We start from the raw sequence: 13,850 nt of genomic DNA, 5'->3' as shown, positions 1-13,850 counted from the left end.
GTATATTGCCATCTCTCCTGCGCTTATTGCGTGTCTGCATGTTTCATATTTTGGTTCATTCATAGTTTTATCCCCCGTTTATCATATTTGATAAGATCCGAAGCTGCTTTTCCATCTGCATCGCTGCTTTTTCCTGCTTTTCTACTTTACGATAACGTTTGATCCTACACTCCATCCATTCTTTTACCTTCTCGGGCTGGTCATAATACTCCACGATCAGCCTGAACGGCTTTTTAGCATTCTTTTGATTAGTTGGAAAAAACAAATTTAAGTCTATATCCATTCGTCCTCTGGGATATCTAATTAATAACTTCATCAGGATCCCCCTTTTATTTTTCTAATCCTTGCCTTTAAGCTTTGCATTACCCAGTTCTGTATATCCTCTTTTCTTGACAGCGCCTGCATTACGTCCTCATCACGTGTGCCCTCACAAATTAGATGATGAATGATTACTTTCTCAGTCTGGCCTTGTCGGTGTAGGCGCTTGTTTGCCTGTGTGTACAGTTCATAGTTCCATGTTAGCCCGAACCATATGACATGGTTCCCTCCATTCTGAAGATTTAACCCATAAGCACTGCTGGCCGGATGTGTAAGGAGAATATCAATTTCCCGGCGGTTCCAATCATCCTCATCCTGGGTCGTTTTTAATTCTCTAATTCTAAGACCTGTATTCTTTAGCGCCTTTAATAACCTCATGCGGTCATGTTTGAAGTTATAGAACACCAAAGCGGGTTTTCCCTGCAGGGATTCTATAAGTTCCATAAATGCCTCTATTTTACAGTTGTGGATCTCGTGGACATTATGATCCTCATCATAAATCGCACCGTTTCCAAGCTGCAGCAATTTATTGCTTAACGCTGCCGCACTTGTAACGCTTATATCCTCATCATCCGGAAGTTCCAGTACCATTTTCCACTCTAATTCGTCATAAGCTTTTTGGGACTTTGCATCCAGTACAACTGGTATCTCATGGTAGGTAACGTCTGGCAGCTGTAAATAATCTTCAGTTTTCATGGAAATACAGATATCTGAAATCTTTTCCAGTATGCTGTTTTCACTTCCTGGCTTCGCCTTATAGTTATACACGATGTTGTTTCCCCTATCCCCTGGATCAAAATAACGCTCCCGGAACTGTGTATACTTAGCACCCAGTCGTGCTCCACCATCTAATAGAAAAATCTGTGCCCATAAATCATCCAGTCCATTTGGTGAGGGTGTACCGGTAAGTTCTACGACTCTGTTTATTTTTCCGGTTACGCTTGCCAGGGCTTTGAACCTCTTCGCTTTGTGGCTTTTAAAGCTGCTGGATTCATCAATGACTACCATATCAAACGGCCAGTCATTACGGTAGTAGTCCACCAGCCATACAACATTTTCCCGATTAATAATATAAATATCTGCCGGTGTGTTAATGGCCCGTATTCGCTTCATCTGACTTCCAAGTACAGGGGATACCCGCAGCATCTGTGTATGCTGCCATTTATCCTTTTCCTTTGTCCAGGTACCTTCTGCTACTTTCTTAGGTGCAATAACCAAGACCTTTCTGACTTGAAAACGGTTATACTTAAGTTCTTTTACTGCTGTCAATGTGGTAATTGTTTTTCCTAAACCTTAACCCATATCAAGAAACAGGCCTAATTTCTTCACTTCAATTATCTTGTTGATACAGTGTTCCTGATAGGCATGTGGCTTGAATATCATAGGGCATCACCTCCTCTGTCCGATCATAATTTTACAATTTGCGTTCAATTGCTTTGCTTACTTCTTCATATCCCAGTCCCCGAAAATACTGTGCTAAGTCATTTAATCCATATATGATTTCTACCGGCTGCCCTAGTTTTATCAACCGGTCGCATTGTACTCTTTGCAGGGCACTTAATTTCCCGGTATCTGTTTTCAGTTCTACGAATACGGGTTGCCTGTTAGGCAGAACCACTATTCTGTCCGGAACCCCGCTGTTACCCGGGCTCACCCATTTGTACGCCAGACCTCCCAGCTTTTTAACACTGGTGACTAATATCTTTTCTATATCCTTTTCTAACATCTGCTTACCTCCTTAAAACCTTCTGTACCCAAACGTCTTACACACGTATATGATGTGTCGCATTAGGTGTATTAGGTAATACGCTATACTACCTAATATACCTATTTATATAATTTCCTTTATAACTTTGGGTACATTGGGTACATATATTATAATTCCTAGTATTTATGGGGTTTTAAGTGTTCCCAAAGTATGTACCCATTCATAAATTTTATGGGTACATTGGGTACACTTCCCGTACCCAATGTTTATCACGGTGTACCCAAGACTAACACGACTTTGGTCACATCTTTGGGTACACCTTTTGGCACGCTCTTTCAAAACCTCTCTGTGCACCGTATGGACCGTATCTGCGTTTATCCTTGTTCCGATACCAGCCTTTTAAGCTCAGTAGTGCGTTGTTAATCTCTGTGCTGTCATTTCTTTTCATATAACCTGGATTTCCTCCAAAGCATTCCACAAATATTTCCACAGCACACACTTTATCCCGCTCCACAAGAACGATTTCGTCCGGTACTCTGGTTTGCCCATTAAGAAACATTTTCCTTGCTTGAATGGTCATCTGGTCCCAGTTAGAAGGTATTTTCTTTTCTAAAAACTCCCGGATAATTCCCTCTTTTCCGGATGCCTCTCTATGGCTTTCCTGCTGTTCAGCTGCCATTGCTTCCAGTTCCTTTGATAAATATAATGATTCTCCAAGCATCCAGTAGGCATATGCTTCCGCCCAGACCTGGTCTACCTCTCGCGGTAATAATTCCCAAACAGATTTTTTAGCTTCATAGACACCAACGTCCACCGGCCAAAACCTCCGGTTCCCTGTTACATCTTTTAAGAAATCATCCTCATTCGAAGTGCCAAAGAATACACAGTGCCTGGGATACTTATCTGTGCGCCTCCCATATGCTGCCCGATAAATATCTTCACGTTTACTTAAAAACTGTTTTACCGCATTCGTCTCCTGCTTTGACATAGCTGTTAGTTCCCCTACTTCATTAATCCATGTCCCTTGTATCAGCTCCGCCGCATCTTTTCCTTCGAACGTTGTAAGGCTGTCAGAAAACCAGTCCTTTCCTAAAATTGATAAAAAGGTACTTTTTCCGATTCCCTGTGGTCCCGTAAATATCGGCATGTAATCATATTTAACCCCGCCAATAATTCCCCTGGCTACGGCTGCACACAATGACTTCCGCATTACCGCTCTCGTATAGTCGTTATCCTCTGCGCCTAAATAATCAGGCAACAAGGTATCCAGCCGTTTTATTCCGTCCCATTTAAGCCCTTGTAAATACCGTTTAACATCATTTATTTTATTTTGACTGCTTACAATTAAAAGTCCTTTATCCAGTTTGTCCCCAGAAGAAATACCATAAAAAGTTTCCATGTATCGGTAAAATCCTGCGTCATCTTCGTCCTTCCATCGCCGCCTGCCATTTGATTCATTCCACGGAAGCGTGCCTAATATCATGCCGCAACTTGCAAATTCATCTGTTACAATCTTCCCTTTTAACAAAGGGTCATTTTCCAATATAATCACAACATTATTGATTGTTTTTTCAAATTTATTGTTTCCATCAACGGTTAATCGGTTGATCCAACTAAGATCCGGTTCATGGGTATCCGGTTCATTGCCAGGTGTAGAGAAAGCCTCCTGAGCTTTCTCAAACCGTTCCTTGGCCATCAGATCTGATACCAGCTTATCAGACATAGCTAGCTTACTCATTGCCACAAAAGACGGCAATTTATTAACCGGTGTTCCTTCCTTTGCACCATTATCCACGTCCCCGTACATGTGCAGACGTATCAGATCAAATGCATTCACCAGAAGCCCGGAACATGGATCTGTAGCATGATGGGAATATAAAAATAAATCTCCGTCATATACAACCGCTCCACCCACTGTGGAACCTCCTGTATAGGTATATCTGCCGGGCATTTCAGTTTCTTCATACATACCCGGTATAAATTTATCCATTGCCTGTGTAATGCTATACGTGCGGCAGAATGCTCCGATAACCCCTCGTTTTCCTGTTGGATCCTCCTGCTTCGCCAGCCTGCGCCGTTCTATAGCATCTGTCCCTGGCACCTGCGGCCATTTGGCAACGTCATGCCAGTCTTCGTACATTCCCAGAAGTGCATCAAGACTGCAGAAAGAATTGTCATATATTTCACAAACATACTGACCGTCGCAGCATATACTTGGCCAATACATCAGCCTGGACGCTTCAAAAGTAGTAGGATCGCAAAATTCAACACCAACAAGACTTGCTAGTTTCCTTGCAGCCGGTTCATATTCATCCGCTGTCGATGCCCTGTCAAGGGGAATAATTACCCTTAATCTGGGTGCATAATCTGTATGCTTGCGTGTACTGTAAACTACTGTGGCACATCCTAAACCGCTTACCCTTTTCAAAATATCCCCGGTTTGCCCAGCCGGAATATTATCCAGATCCAGGGTTATCAGGTCTCTTCCTTCTACATTGGAAGCTTTTCTGCGGTCTCCCACAAAGGTTCCCCCAACAAAACCTCCCACATCTTTAAGATCATCCTGTTTTGCTTTTGGCATCGCGAAGTATTCGTCCATGGTTTCCGGGCTACGGACGGGAACTTTTAGTTTTTCCACAAACTCAGTCCACATGATTTCACTTTTTGGCCAATAAGTAGCTTTCCTGCTTCCTCCGGTACTGATTAGCAGCTTTCGGTTATTCTGCAATATGAGTCCCCTCCTTCCGTTTAATCTTTCATATAATAACTGCTTTCGAATCCCGCGCCTTTCAGGATCAGGCCCGGTGCCCATGTTATTGGCTCTGCCATGAGGTCACATATCTGTTCCACAGATACTTCCTTTGGTGCATCAATGATGACCTCGTCATGCACATGGAAAACCACCTGTAATCCAAGTGCATCTATTCTCTGCAACGTTACCGCCAGACAGTCCCTGGCAATCGCCTGGATAATGTTTTCTGTCATCTTACCCCCATAAGTCCCGGTTACTTCCCATTTTTTTGTCTGCTGTCCTACTGTATAGTAGTGAACAGCCATTTTTCCAAACTGATTCTCCTGTAGAAATGGTTTCGGATAGAATAGCTTTCTTCCGGAAGGGAGCTGCACCGTTAAAAAAGACTGCCCATAAATCAAATCACCTTCAAGGGCAAATATTAGTCCTCGTATCGCCTGCGGCTGCGCGGTATTCATGGCCGCAAGTGCAGCCTGCTCCACGGAATACCACAAGTCTACGATCCGCCTGTTTGCCTGTCTCCACCTCTGAACAATATCCGGAAGTTCATCTTCTGTGAGTCCCATATTGAGTGCTCCCATTGCGATCAATGCATTTGAGCCCCCCTGGTACCCTAACGCAAGAGTTGCAACTTTCCCTTTCTGTCTTAAACTGTATTCTGGATTTCCCTTCGTAATCTTCTCAATTGGAACGTGGAACATCTGGCTTGCGGTTGCTTCGTAGATCCTGCCGTGTGTGGCAAATACTTCATTTACCCATTGTTCACCTGCCAGCCAGGCGATCACACGGGCTTCTATGGCGCTAAAGTCTGCTACCACGAATTTGTTTCCTTTCGATGGTATAAAAGCGGTTCGGATCAATTGTGATAAGGTATCTGGTACGTTTCCATACAGAAGTTTGATCCCGGAATAATTTTTCTTCTTCACAGTCTCCCTCGCATAATCCAGTGTTTTAAGATAATTTCTCGGCAGGTTTTGCAGCTGTACCAGTCTGCCTGCCCATCTCCCGGTTCTGTTTGCCCCGTAGAACTGTGTCAGCCCTCTTATGCGCTCCCCTTCCCCCATTGCGGTATCCATGGTTACGTACTTGCCAATACTTGTTTTCCCAAGCTGTTGCCTGATTTCCAATACTCTTTTTACATTTGCCGGATAGTCCTTTAATAAAAGTTCTTCCACAGTTGCTTTCTGCAGATTTGGTATTATTTCACCTGCTTTTTGTTCCAGCCACTCTGTCAGCTGTTTCGGGCTTTTTGGATTTGAAAGCCCGGTTATTTTTATTGCTTCCTCAGTCAAATTTTGTGCACTAACATTGTCTATATAGAGCGCCCCGTCAATTAATTCTCTGTCTGCTTTTACTCCGAAAGCATTCATTTTAATGTCCATCTGCCAGAGCTTTTCTTCTTCATCCGGGACAGGGAACTGGTTAAGGCGTTTCAGGATCGCCCGCTCTGTAACCACATCCTGAATACAATACTCTTTAAATAATTCCCATTTATCCGGAGCATGTTTTGGAAGGTTCCATGTTCTACCCCCATTGCTTTTTGTTGCTTTACATGGTACACAAAAGTACCGTATCAGTGCCTTTCCGGTTGTAAGTTTCTGTTTATCCTGCGGCAGACCGATCGCTCTTCCGGTAGCATCCAGCCCGGCAGTATACCCACAATACAGACCATGGAACATGGTGCATTTCCACTGTTCAATAGGTGTTAAATACCCTGCCCTGTTCAAGCAGTACCACTCAAAAGCTGCATTGTATGCATGTTTCACTACATCAGGATTAGAAAGCGCGGTGATAATCTTCTCGGGAATCTGCCCCCCTTCTGCAAGATCCACTATTTTAACTTCTGAGTCATCCCACTGATATGCAAATAAAAGGATTTCAAAATCTTCTGATTGTGCATAACGATACGAACCGGCTTTTCCAATATCAATACTGCTTTTCGTCTCTATATCAATTGAAAGATGATGTTTCATATGCATATTTCCTTCCTGTCTATAAAAGGGGCTCACGCCCCTTTTATATTTACATTGGTAAACCGGTTATAGGATTAATAGCAGGTTGTGCCTGTGGCATACCTTGGGTTACATTCGTAAAACCCTGTGTCTGATATGACTGGGTATATCCCTGCCCTACAGGCGCATTCTGTGCCGGCTGAGATCCAAAAGCCTGTGATGCGGATGGTGCACTTCCTCCCAGGGCTTCCCCGTCTGCATACTTCTGCACCGGGCCAAGTCCGCACCCAATTCCTTTCTTTCCTCCAAATGCATATGGAAAGAATGTTACATTTACACGGGCATAAACACCACTATAAATCTCAGACTGGTTAATAATCGGATTGCCCTGGAGATCAACGATTTCAGGTGGATAATCTGCTTTTGCACTGGCGGTAAATACCCAGTGCCCTTTACACTCGGGTCCAAATGGCATTCCATCAGATGGTTTTACTCCATCCCCATCATGCACTGGGGTAGGGATCACAGGTGGCTGCACACCGCCCCATTTATCTGATACTCCCTTTGCCTTTGCTGCTTCAATGGCTGCGTTAATGCGTGCCATAGTGTCTGTATCTGTCTTTGGTACTAAAACTGTACAACTGAATTTTTCTTCCTGCCCCGGTGTAAATGCGTATGGTTTAAATAAATGTACAAATGATAATCTTACCTTTCCTGTTGTTACATTTGTTAAATTTTCCATGTTATATTTCCTCCTTGAATGCGTCTTTTGCGCTTATTATGTTTGTTATTGGTTCTCGTTTATCTGTTTCTTTCGCAAGTGTTGGTTTTCCTGGATTTTTAACCACGAATTCTCCAACAGTGTCTATAAAATCTTTCTTGCCCACCAACTTTTCTACCTGTGCAAGTGTAAGTGGTTTCCTTTCGTACAGCATTACGGTATCAGCTATCCCCGTCTTTTCGAGTTTCTCAAAAGCCTGATCCATATCTGTCCAATCACGTGATCCTCTTCCCTCAACTGCTTTCCACCCTGGGACATCTTTCCCTGCAAGGCATTCTGACAATGCATAATCCTGCAGATCCTTCAGCCATTTGGCAACATCTTCACCCTGTGACAAATACTGACCAACCTCATCATTGCTGATTAATGGTGGCTTTTTATCTGTCATAAATGCCAGTTTTACATTTTCTTCAGCCCTTGCCCGACACTGCCCTCGCGCCCTGCACCATTTGCAGGTCCTTGGTGTGGGAAGATATTCACCCTCTCCTTTTATTGCAAGTGCAGCACGTGCCTTCACGAACTCCCCAAATGAAAGCAGTTCTTCAATAGAACACTCCCACTCCGAAACCCCATCAGAAAGTCTTGGTTGAACAATGACCAATTTTACTTTTTTAATCAGGTACAGCATTTTATAGGCTTCACAAGCACCAAGGGCATAAAGTGACAGCTGTGGATTTCCTTCTGCAGATACTCTCCCGTCCGGGCTTTTACCATACTTAAAATCAATCACGTACATTGTATCTCCACATAACAGAATACAGTCTGCTGTACCAAATCCTTCCGGTACGTATGCACTAAAGTCCACACGTTTTTCAATTGCTACATAGGGGGCTGATGATAGTTTCAAAGCAGTTGACTTTATATAATCTAGATATTCATCTGTATAACCCATCATCTCGTCATTCCACAATTCATTTTCCTTAAGTTTCTTTATCGCATTGCTTAGCTTGCGTTTACCGAAATCAACTGTGTAAAAATAGTTTCTAACCTTAAGCTCCGCAAGTTCATGCGCAAGCGTACCTTCCTCCGCAGCTTCCGATGTCGTATCCGGAAACTGCTGTTCCAATAATGCACTCGGAGGACAATGTATCCACCTGTGTGCACCTGACGCACTTAAAAGCGCATGTGCCCTTTCAGAATGATTCATTATATCTGTGCCCCCAATCCCCTTAGTTCTGTGGCAAAAGTTCCGTACTGTTCTAATGGTAACTGGGGAAGAGCCTCAACCCCGTGCTGTGCTAGGAGTTGCTGTAACTGCAGCTGTTTACCGGCATCCATTAAAGTCATAGCAGCCCTCGCCAGGTCATCCAGTGTATACGCTGTAGATGTTGTCTGAACAGCCTGTGCTGCGGGCTGTACGGATTGTTGCGGCGCGGGTACCGGCTCTGGCTGTGGTGCCGGTTGTGGTTGCCGTGCAGGCTCCGGCCGTGGTACATTCTCCGAGTTAACTTTCTCTTGAATGGTCTCCGCCGTCTCCGTGACCTCTAATCCTTCCAGACTTACAATACTTTTTGCAAAGCCTAACATTTCCTCAATACTTGTAAATTCCACTCCTATTTTCATTAATCCAATCCTCCTATAAATTTGCTTTTAAGAACTGCAGTTCTTCTTCGGTTAATGTGGTTCCTTTAGTCATCTTGGTATGATCTGCGTTCCAACCTCTTAAATCATATTTGGCTTCGCGTCCATCCCATTTGACTAGATTTAATTCTTTGCGCCATTCCCCATCCGCCGGGAAAATTATTAATGTCTTTACAATTTGGAAATCTATTTTACTCATGCTTTTCCTCCGATGAATTTCCTGTGAGTGATCACATACAGTTGCCGTAAATTCGAAATATCCGTTATTTTATTAACCATAATTTTGATATACCTTCTATAATCCTCTTCTGACATTTCTTTGACAGAATAACTCGTATCTGCAGTCATTAACCTTTCCTCCCTTTCCTCGACAAAATGCCACTAATAAGATAGTGCACAGACAATATTTCACTGTCTGACAAGTCGCCGTTTGTCAGTTTGTTGACTATTGAGTATTTATAAAATCCGTTCTGCTCCATCACTTCATCATTTGCAAACTCTTCGGATAAACGGTGAAGCGTCTTCAGGTGAAAAACATTTTTGATCTTATCCGCATTTCCCGCTATGGCCCTACGATAATCATTCTTATGGATAGGCTTTGTAATGGTTTTTCGGTGGCTCCGCTCTGCTTTTGTTCCCTGCATATATCCGTAACGAAAGGAATAACTTATCATATCGCATATTCCAGGTGACCCGTTTTTAATTTCATTCATTTGAAATATGCTCATATCATAACGCGAGTCTATTTCTTCCTGCCCTAATCTGATCTTTTCTAAAAAATTCATAATGTCCTCCCCATATTAGATCTTCGATATTACCTTCATGCCTTTAATATCTATTTTTATCGGTTCCACACGAAGCAGATCCCGTAGCTCACCTGCATCATATGGTTTACCCGTATCGAGTAGCTTTTCAAGTTCCTTTTCTGCATCTGCCATACGACTATTTAATATCGATGTGAATAACTGTGAAATCAGGTCCCTTTGTCCTGGATCTAAACAACAATCTTTTAAATAGGAAATGGAACTTAAACCGTCCGGTGATTTAATACTTAACGCTTCAACTCCGTAACGCTTCAAATCGCTTAGAATATTTTGACAATTATCTATTGCCTCCCTTTGAATCTCTATTTCTTCAACTCTTTTTACCGCCAGCTCTAAAATTTTATTGTTCATATTGACTGTCCTCCTGTAACCCCTTATAATAGAGGGTGAATAATAGTTTTTAGTTACTTGAATCCTTAGAAGTTGCCGCTTCCTGGGATTCTTTTATTTCCTTAACATCTTCTATCCATATCATTGTTATCACCTACCCTTTGTTGACTTCACTTTCTTTTTTTAGATAATCCACCATTTCTTGCGCATTTACAAACCACAGAACTCCAACTTGATACGATGGAAAGCCTTCTTTATGAAACAATCTGCACGCTGCTGATCTACTAATCCCATATATCTCCATTACATCTTTTATCTGGTATACCTCAGTCGGTTTGATTTTTAATTCAAGAACACTAGCTATAATTTTAAGCTCTTCAACTTGTTTTTTAAGTTCATTTATTTCACACATTGTTGCCCCTCCTTACACTGGATCTGATATATGAACTGCACCATTTTCGCTTATCGATAAAATTATATTGCAATCATTTTGAGAATCATAAAATACTATCTGTACGAATTCATATCCAGCTTCTCCTACGTGTTCTGTAATTTTAGTTACCATGCAATCTTTGATGACTTCCAATTCATCCTTGCATAAGCTGATTTCATGTAACACAAAATCTTTTTGCACTTCTTCTATTTCTAACCCAATAATCTTCATCAGTTCCGGTAGATTGACCTTTCCCGGGTTGTCTTCAAAATATACCAGCATCCCTGAAAAGTCTTTGGGTACAGACATACATCCCTGACCATCGCAGATATCGTCATCCCCGCATTCGGACACATTCTCATATCCTAATTCCCGTAACCTTCTACATATAGTAGACTTTCCTAACCCTGGTCCATAAAAGCGCACCGGTGTTCCACTTTCAATAACATTAAATAAATCATTACCATTCATTTGCATTTCCTCCTTTTATCCACATATTTGATACGCCCAGACATTCGCATAAATTTTAAATAATTCAAATAATTCATCTGCTTCATCAATGGTGTATACCAAACTTGTTATGTTTGCCTGTCTGCTGGTCTTTTTGGCATATGTCTCCCGCGCTATTCTATTACACTCAGAATGCATACACCAAAACTTGCATTTGTACTTCGCTTCAAGTTCCGTTACGTAACACTCACACTTCCTTTTGAAATAGTTGTAAGGTAATACACCTTTTTGCTGATTTGATTCGATAATATAAATGTTCATCTGTTCTCCTTTCTTATCCAACCTGCCTATTGCTGTTATCCACCATCTTATATACTTCATCTGATACTGAAATATTAAGGTTGAACTTTTCTTTGACTGCCATTAAATCAACTGTATCGTCCAATAGCTCCTGACGGTCAGCCAGCATTTCCGGTGTCATATCAGCTTTCTTAACCATTTTGGGATGACCATACTTTGTGGATACTGCTTTATTGGCTATGACATTGGCTTTTATGAAATCCACCCTGACCGGTTTCTTTAATGTGTAACAGAGTTTCGACATTGCTTCTCTTTGGTGTTCTTTATCCAACATACGGAAGATCTGGAATCCTTCTAATCCTGCTGACCGGCGGAGTTCTTTTAATATTTCATAAACCCAGTCTTGAAATTCTTCTGCTTCTTTCTTATGGCTTTTGAAAACTAATTTAAAAATTCCCGATTCACTTATCACAAGCATATCTTGTTTGCCACCCGGGGTATTTACTTCGCATATACCCTTTTGAGATTCATTTAGACCTTTGCTTCCATTTTTCTGCTTTCTTCTGGTGTTATTTCCATTGACTGCCAGAGATACATTTTTAATATCCAGTGCGGTGCACACATCAGCGGCAACCGCCCACCACTCGCTGTCTTTCTCAACGAATCGGATGTCATAACCGTTCCAATTTTCTACTTTCATCATGTGTCCTCCCTTCTTACTGCACTTTAAATGTAACATCGTGACCGGGATTCTCTCTTATAAGTTTTTCCTTAAGGTCTGCGACCGTCACATTATTGTCTAATGCTGCCTGAACTACGTCTACAAGCCTTTTTCCATAAAGATAAGCCCATACGGTTTTTCTTTTCTGCCTCATCGCTTTTCATCCTTTCATAATTCATATATTTCTTTTTGTAGCAATAATGCGACTTTATTTAAAAAAAATATTAATGGCATCTTCAGTACTTAAAGGAATTACATCAACCATCTTTTTCATCTGCTCTACCGTAAATGTATTTCCCATGTTTTTCATTTTCCTATAAAAAGTACTCCTATTCATTCCTATTGTATCAGCAATTGCTTCCTGGGTTGTACATGCCTCCACTATCTTCCCTTTCAACATCTGAACATTCATAATCCATTCCTCCTTTCTGTTGTAGCGTTTTTGCAACTCCATGTGTATATAATACAACCGAAAGATCTATAAGTCAATACAAAAATTGCATAAACGCTATTTTATATGTTGCATTTTTGCATCATATATGCTATTATAATTTAAAACGGAGGTGACCATATGTTAACTACAGGCCAAAGGATAAGGGATCGTCGCAAAGAATTAGAATTAAGCGCCGATGACGTAGCTATTGATTTAGGAGTTTCGAGATCTACTATATTCAGATATGAAAATGGGAGTATAGAAAAAGTTCCGGCCAATGTTTTAGAAAGGTTAGCTGATATATTAAAAACAACTCCTGGATATCTGATGGGGTGGGAAGATGATCCTGATGACTATGATAATATGGATATTGATATTCCAACGTGGTGGTCCGGATCTCCTAAGGGATATTTAGATTTTCTAAAAGCTGTTAAGGAGGATAATAAGAGAGAGACTAACGAAAAACAATTTTTACAATCTTTCATCTTATTGAATGATAAAAATAAGAAAAAGACTGTAAGTTACGTGGAAAATCTTCTAAGCATACAAAGATTAGATGCTGAACAAGATGATCTTCTTAATGCTGCTCATGAACGTACTGATATAGAAGTAACGGCTGAAATGCACAAAGCTGATGACGATATCATGAATGATGACAATTTTTAATTAGGTGGTGGATTACTTGAATACTTATGAGAAATTATTAGTGAAAGCTGATAATATTGGAATTATAGTTAAAGAGAAGCCTCTTCAAGGTAGCGACGGGAGGATCAAGGGGAATAAAATTGCCATCCGGAAAGATATTAATACCTCTATAGAAAAAGGCTGTGTAACTGCAGAGGAAATCGGACATTTTTATACGACCACTGGAAATATATTTGACCAGGCTATAGAGGAAAATCGAAAACAGGAATTAAAAGCCCGGCTTTTTGCATACCAACAGCTTGTTACACCTGAAAAACTGATATTGGCTAAAAAATACGGATGTAGAAACGTCTATGAAATAGCGGAGTTTTTAGAAGTTACAGAATCTTTTTTGCAGTCAGCCATTGATGCGTATCGGTGTATTTATGGTTGTGCACAACAATTCGGTGACTATCTATTTACATTTGATCCTACATTTAATATTTATAAAATGCAATAAAAACCGCCCGGTGCTGGACACACCGAACGGATTTATATAGATGTAACCTATCAACCACAAGGGTGTCAGATACAACCAATCGTATAAATTGTATCATACATCCTGGAGATTTGCTAGGGTGTA

General features: G+C 41.2%; 20 protein-coding genes. 2 read left to right on the top strand and 18 right to left on the bottom strand.

Annotated features, from left to right (window positions below):
* Positions 1 to 67 precede the first annotated feature (67 nt).
* The 18 genes from CD03_RS0125810 to CD03_RS0125725 all read right to left on the bottom strand — a co-directional run bounded on the left by CD03_RS0125810 (position 68) and on the right by CD03_RS0125725 (position 12,562).
* Positions 68 to 316, bottom strand: coding sequence for a hypothetical protein (locus CD03_RS0125810; RefSeq protein ID WP_027296088.1), 249 nt, complete (start codon positions 314 to 316; stop codon positions 68 to 70).
* Positions 316 to 1,587, bottom strand: coding sequence for a DEAD/DEAH box helicase (locus tag CD03_RS39655; protein ID WP_044289667.1), 1,272 nt, complete (start codon positions 1,585 to 1,587; stop codon positions 316 to 318). The genes CD03_RS0125810 and CD03_RS39655 overlap by 1 nt, the downstream gene beginning before the upstream one ends.
* A gap of 145 nt (positions 1,588 to 1,732) precedes the next feature.
* Positions 1,733 to 2,044 (bottom strand): VRR-NUC domain-containing protein, encoded by a 312-nt coding sequence (locus CD03_RS34860; protein WP_044289666.1) that lies wholly within the window; start codon positions 2,042 to 2,044, stop codon positions 1,733 to 1,735.
* A gap of 283 nt (positions 2,045 to 2,327) precedes the next feature.
* A complete protein-coding gene (locus CD03_RS0125795; RefSeq protein WP_027296087.1) occupies positions 2,328 to 4,754 on the bottom strand; it encodes a virulence-associated E family protein in 2,427 nt (808 codons plus the stop codon).
* Positions 4,755 to 4,774: 20 nt separating this feature from the next.
* Entirely contained in the window at positions 4,775 to 6,757 is a 1,983-nt protein-coding gene (locus tag CD03_RS0125790) for a DNA polymerase (RefSeq protein WP_334291687.1), read from the bottom strand.
* 43 nt (positions 6,758 to 6,800) lie between these two features.
* A complete protein-coding gene (locus CD03_RS0125785; RefSeq protein ID WP_027296085.1) occupies positions 6,801 to 7,472 on the bottom strand; it encodes a DUF2815 family protein in 672 nt (223 codons plus the stop codon).
* Between the two features lies 1 nt (position 7,473).
* Positions 7,474 to 8,658 carry a DUF2800 domain-containing protein gene (locus CD03_RS0125780; RefSeq protein ID WP_027296084.1) on the bottom strand — a complete coding sequence of 395 codons (1,185 nt, stop codon included), beginning with the start codon at positions 8,656 to 8,658 and terminating at the stop codon, positions 7,474 to 7,476.
* Positions 8,658 to 9,074: a hypothetical protein gene (locus CD03_RS0125775; protein WP_027296083.1), complete on the bottom strand. Its 417-nt coding sequence runs from the start codon at positions 9,072 to 9,074 to the stop codon at positions 8,658 to 8,660. The genes CD03_RS0125780 and CD03_RS0125775 overlap by 1 nt, the downstream gene beginning before the upstream one ends.
* A 13-nt stretch (positions 9,075 to 9,087) precedes the next feature.
* Positions 9,088 to 9,291 (bottom strand): YdbC family protein, encoded by a 204-nt coding sequence (locus CD03_RS0125770; RefSeq protein WP_027296082.1) that lies wholly within the window; start codon positions 9,289 to 9,291, stop codon positions 9,088 to 9,090.
* Entirely contained in the window at positions 9,288 to 9,440 is a 153-nt protein-coding gene (locus CD03_RS38070; RefSeq protein WP_156043035.1) for a hypothetical protein, read from the bottom strand. The genes CD03_RS0125770 and CD03_RS38070 overlap by 4 nt, the downstream gene beginning before the upstream one ends.
* Entirely contained in the window at positions 9,440 to 9,877 is a 438-nt protein-coding gene (locus CD03_RS0125760) for a hypothetical protein (protein ID WP_027296081.1), read from the bottom strand. Before CD03_RS0125760 ends, CD03_RS38070 begins: the two co-directional genes overlap by 1 nt.
* 15 nt (positions 9,878 to 9,892) lie before the next feature.
* Positions 9,893 to 10,267: a hypothetical protein gene (locus CD03_RS0125755; RefSeq protein ID WP_027296080.1), complete on the bottom strand. Its 375-nt coding sequence runs from the start codon at positions 10,265 to 10,267 to the stop codon at positions 9,893 to 9,895.
* Between the two features lie 133 nt (positions 10,268 to 10,400).
* Positions 10,401 to 10,658, bottom strand: a complete 258-nt coding sequence (locus tag CD03_RS0125750) for a helix-turn-helix domain-containing protein (RefSeq protein ID WP_027296079.1) — start codon at positions 10,656 to 10,658, stop codon at positions 10,401 to 10,403.
* Positions 10,659 to 10,670: 12 nt separating this feature from the next.
* Complete coding sequence (locus tag CD03_RS0125745; protein WP_027296078.1) at positions 10,671 to 11,150, bottom strand: hypothetical protein; 480 nt, start codon at positions 11,148 to 11,150, stop codon at positions 10,671 to 10,673.
* 15 nt (positions 11,151 to 11,165) lie between these two features.
* Positions 11,166 to 11,450 carry a hypothetical protein gene (locus tag CD03_RS34855; RefSeq protein WP_052377979.1) on the bottom strand — a complete coding sequence of 95 codons (285 nt, stop codon included), beginning with the start codon at positions 11,448 to 11,450 and terminating at the stop codon, positions 11,166 to 11,168.
* A gap of 13 nt (positions 11,451 to 11,463) precedes the next feature.
* A complete protein-coding gene (locus CD03_RS0125735; protein ID WP_242849155.1) occupies positions 11,464 to 12,132 on the bottom strand; it encodes a BRO-N domain-containing protein in 669 nt (222 codons plus the stop codon).
* A 13-nt stretch (positions 12,133 to 12,145) separates the two neighbouring features.
* Positions 12,146 to 12,304: a hypothetical protein gene (locus CD03_RS38350; protein ID WP_197041697.1), complete on the bottom strand. Its 159-nt coding sequence runs from the start codon at positions 12,302 to 12,304 to the stop codon at positions 12,146 to 12,148.
* Positions 12,305 to 12,358: 54 nt separating this feature from the next.
* Complete coding sequence (locus CD03_RS0125725; RefSeq protein ID WP_197041696.1) at positions 12,359 to 12,562, bottom strand: XRE family transcriptional regulator; 204 nt, start codon at positions 12,560 to 12,562, stop codon at positions 12,359 to 12,361.
* A gap of 159 nt (positions 12,563 to 12,721) precedes the next feature.
* Here CD03_RS0125725 and CD03_RS36510 point away from each other — a divergent pair, with 159 nt between their 5' ends.
* Positions 12,722 to 13,249 (top strand): helix-turn-helix domain-containing protein, encoded by a 528-nt coding sequence (locus CD03_RS36510; RefSeq protein ID WP_027296075.1) that lies wholly within the window; start codon positions 12,722 to 12,724, stop codon positions 13,247 to 13,249.
* A 16-nt stretch (positions 13,250 to 13,265) separates the two neighbouring features.
* Positions 13,266 to 13,727 carry an ImmA/IrrE family metallo-endopeptidase gene (locus CD03_RS0125715; protein ID WP_027296074.1) on the top strand — a complete coding sequence of 154 codons (462 nt, stop codon included), beginning with the start codon at positions 13,266 to 13,268 and terminating at the stop codon, positions 13,725 to 13,727.
* Positions 13,728 to 13,850 lie beyond the last annotated feature (123 nt).

Origin of the sequence: Robinsoniella sp. KNHs210 (assembly GCF_000686105.1) — a bacterium.
Classification (GTDB): Bacteria; Bacillota; Clostridia; order Lachnospirales; family Lachnospiraceae; genus Robinsoniella; species Robinsoniella peoriensis.
The sequence above is the reverse complement of the archived record's forward strand: the minus strand, read 5'-3'. Positions and strand labels throughout refer to the sequence as shown.

Coding starts and splice junctions, on each gene's coding strand:
- CD03_RS0125745 (WP_027296078.1), bottom strand. CDS start 11,150: ATGAATGGTAATGATTTATTTAATGTTATTGAAAGTGGAACACCGGTG.
- CD03_RS0125785 (WP_027296085.1), bottom strand. CDS start 7,472: ATGGAAAATTTAACAAATGTAACAACAGGAAAGGTAAGATTATCATTT.
- CD03_RS34855 (WP_052377979.1), bottom strand. CDS start 11,450: ATGAACATTTATATTATCGAATCAAATCAGCAAAAAGGTGTATTACCT.
- CD03_RS0125810 (WP_027296088.1), bottom strand. CDS start 316: ATGAAGTTATTAATTAGATATCCCAGAGGACGAATGGATATAGACTTA.
- CD03_RS0125725 (WP_197041696.1), bottom strand. CDS start 12,562: ATGAATGTTCAGATGTTGAAAGGGAAGATAGTGGAGGCATGTACAACC.
- CD03_RS0125735 (WP_242849155.1), bottom strand. CDS start 12,132: ATGATGAAAGTAGAAAATTGGAACGGTTATGACATCCGATTCGTTGAG.
- CD03_RS0125760 (WP_027296081.1), bottom strand. CDS start 9,877: ATGAATTTTTTAGAAAAGATCAGATTAGGGCAGGAAGAAATAGACTCG.
- CD03_RS36510 (WP_027296075.1), top strand. CDS start 12,722: ATGTTAACTACAGGCCAAAGGATAAGGGATCGTCGCAAAGAATTAGAA.
- CD03_RS38350 (WP_197041697.1), bottom strand. CDS start 12,304: ATGAGGCAGAAAAGAAAAACCGTATGGGCTTATCTTTATGGAAAAAGG.
- CD03_RS0125750 (WP_027296079.1), bottom strand. CDS start 10,658: ATGTGTGAAATAAATGAACTTAAAAAACAAGTTGAAGAGCTTAAAATT.
- CD03_RS0125775 (WP_027296083.1), bottom strand. CDS start 9,074: ATGAAAATAGGAGTGGAATTTACAAGTATTGAGGAAATGTTAGGCTTT.
- CD03_RS0125770 (WP_027296082.1), bottom strand. CDS start 9,291: ATGAGTAAAATAGATTTCCAAATTGTAAAGACATTAATAATTTTCCCG.
- CD03_RS0125790 (WP_334291687.1), bottom strand. CDS start 6,757: ATGCATATGAAACATCATCTTTCAATTGATATAGAGACGAAAAGCAGT.
- CD03_RS34860 (WP_044289666.1), bottom strand. CDS start 2,044: ATGTTAGAAAAGGATATAGAAAAGATATTAGTCACCAGTGTTAAAAAG.
- CD03_RS38070 (WP_156043035.1), bottom strand. CDS start 9,440: ATGACTGCAGATACGAGTTATTCTGTCAAAGAAATGTCAGAAGAGGAT.
- CD03_RS0125780 (WP_027296084.1), bottom strand. CDS start 8,658: ATGAATCATTCTGAAAGGGCACATGCGCTTTTAAGTGCGTCAGGTGCA.
- CD03_RS0125755 (WP_027296080.1), bottom strand. CDS start 10,267: ATGAACAATAAAATTTTAGAGCTGGCGGTAAAAAGAGTTGAAGAAATA.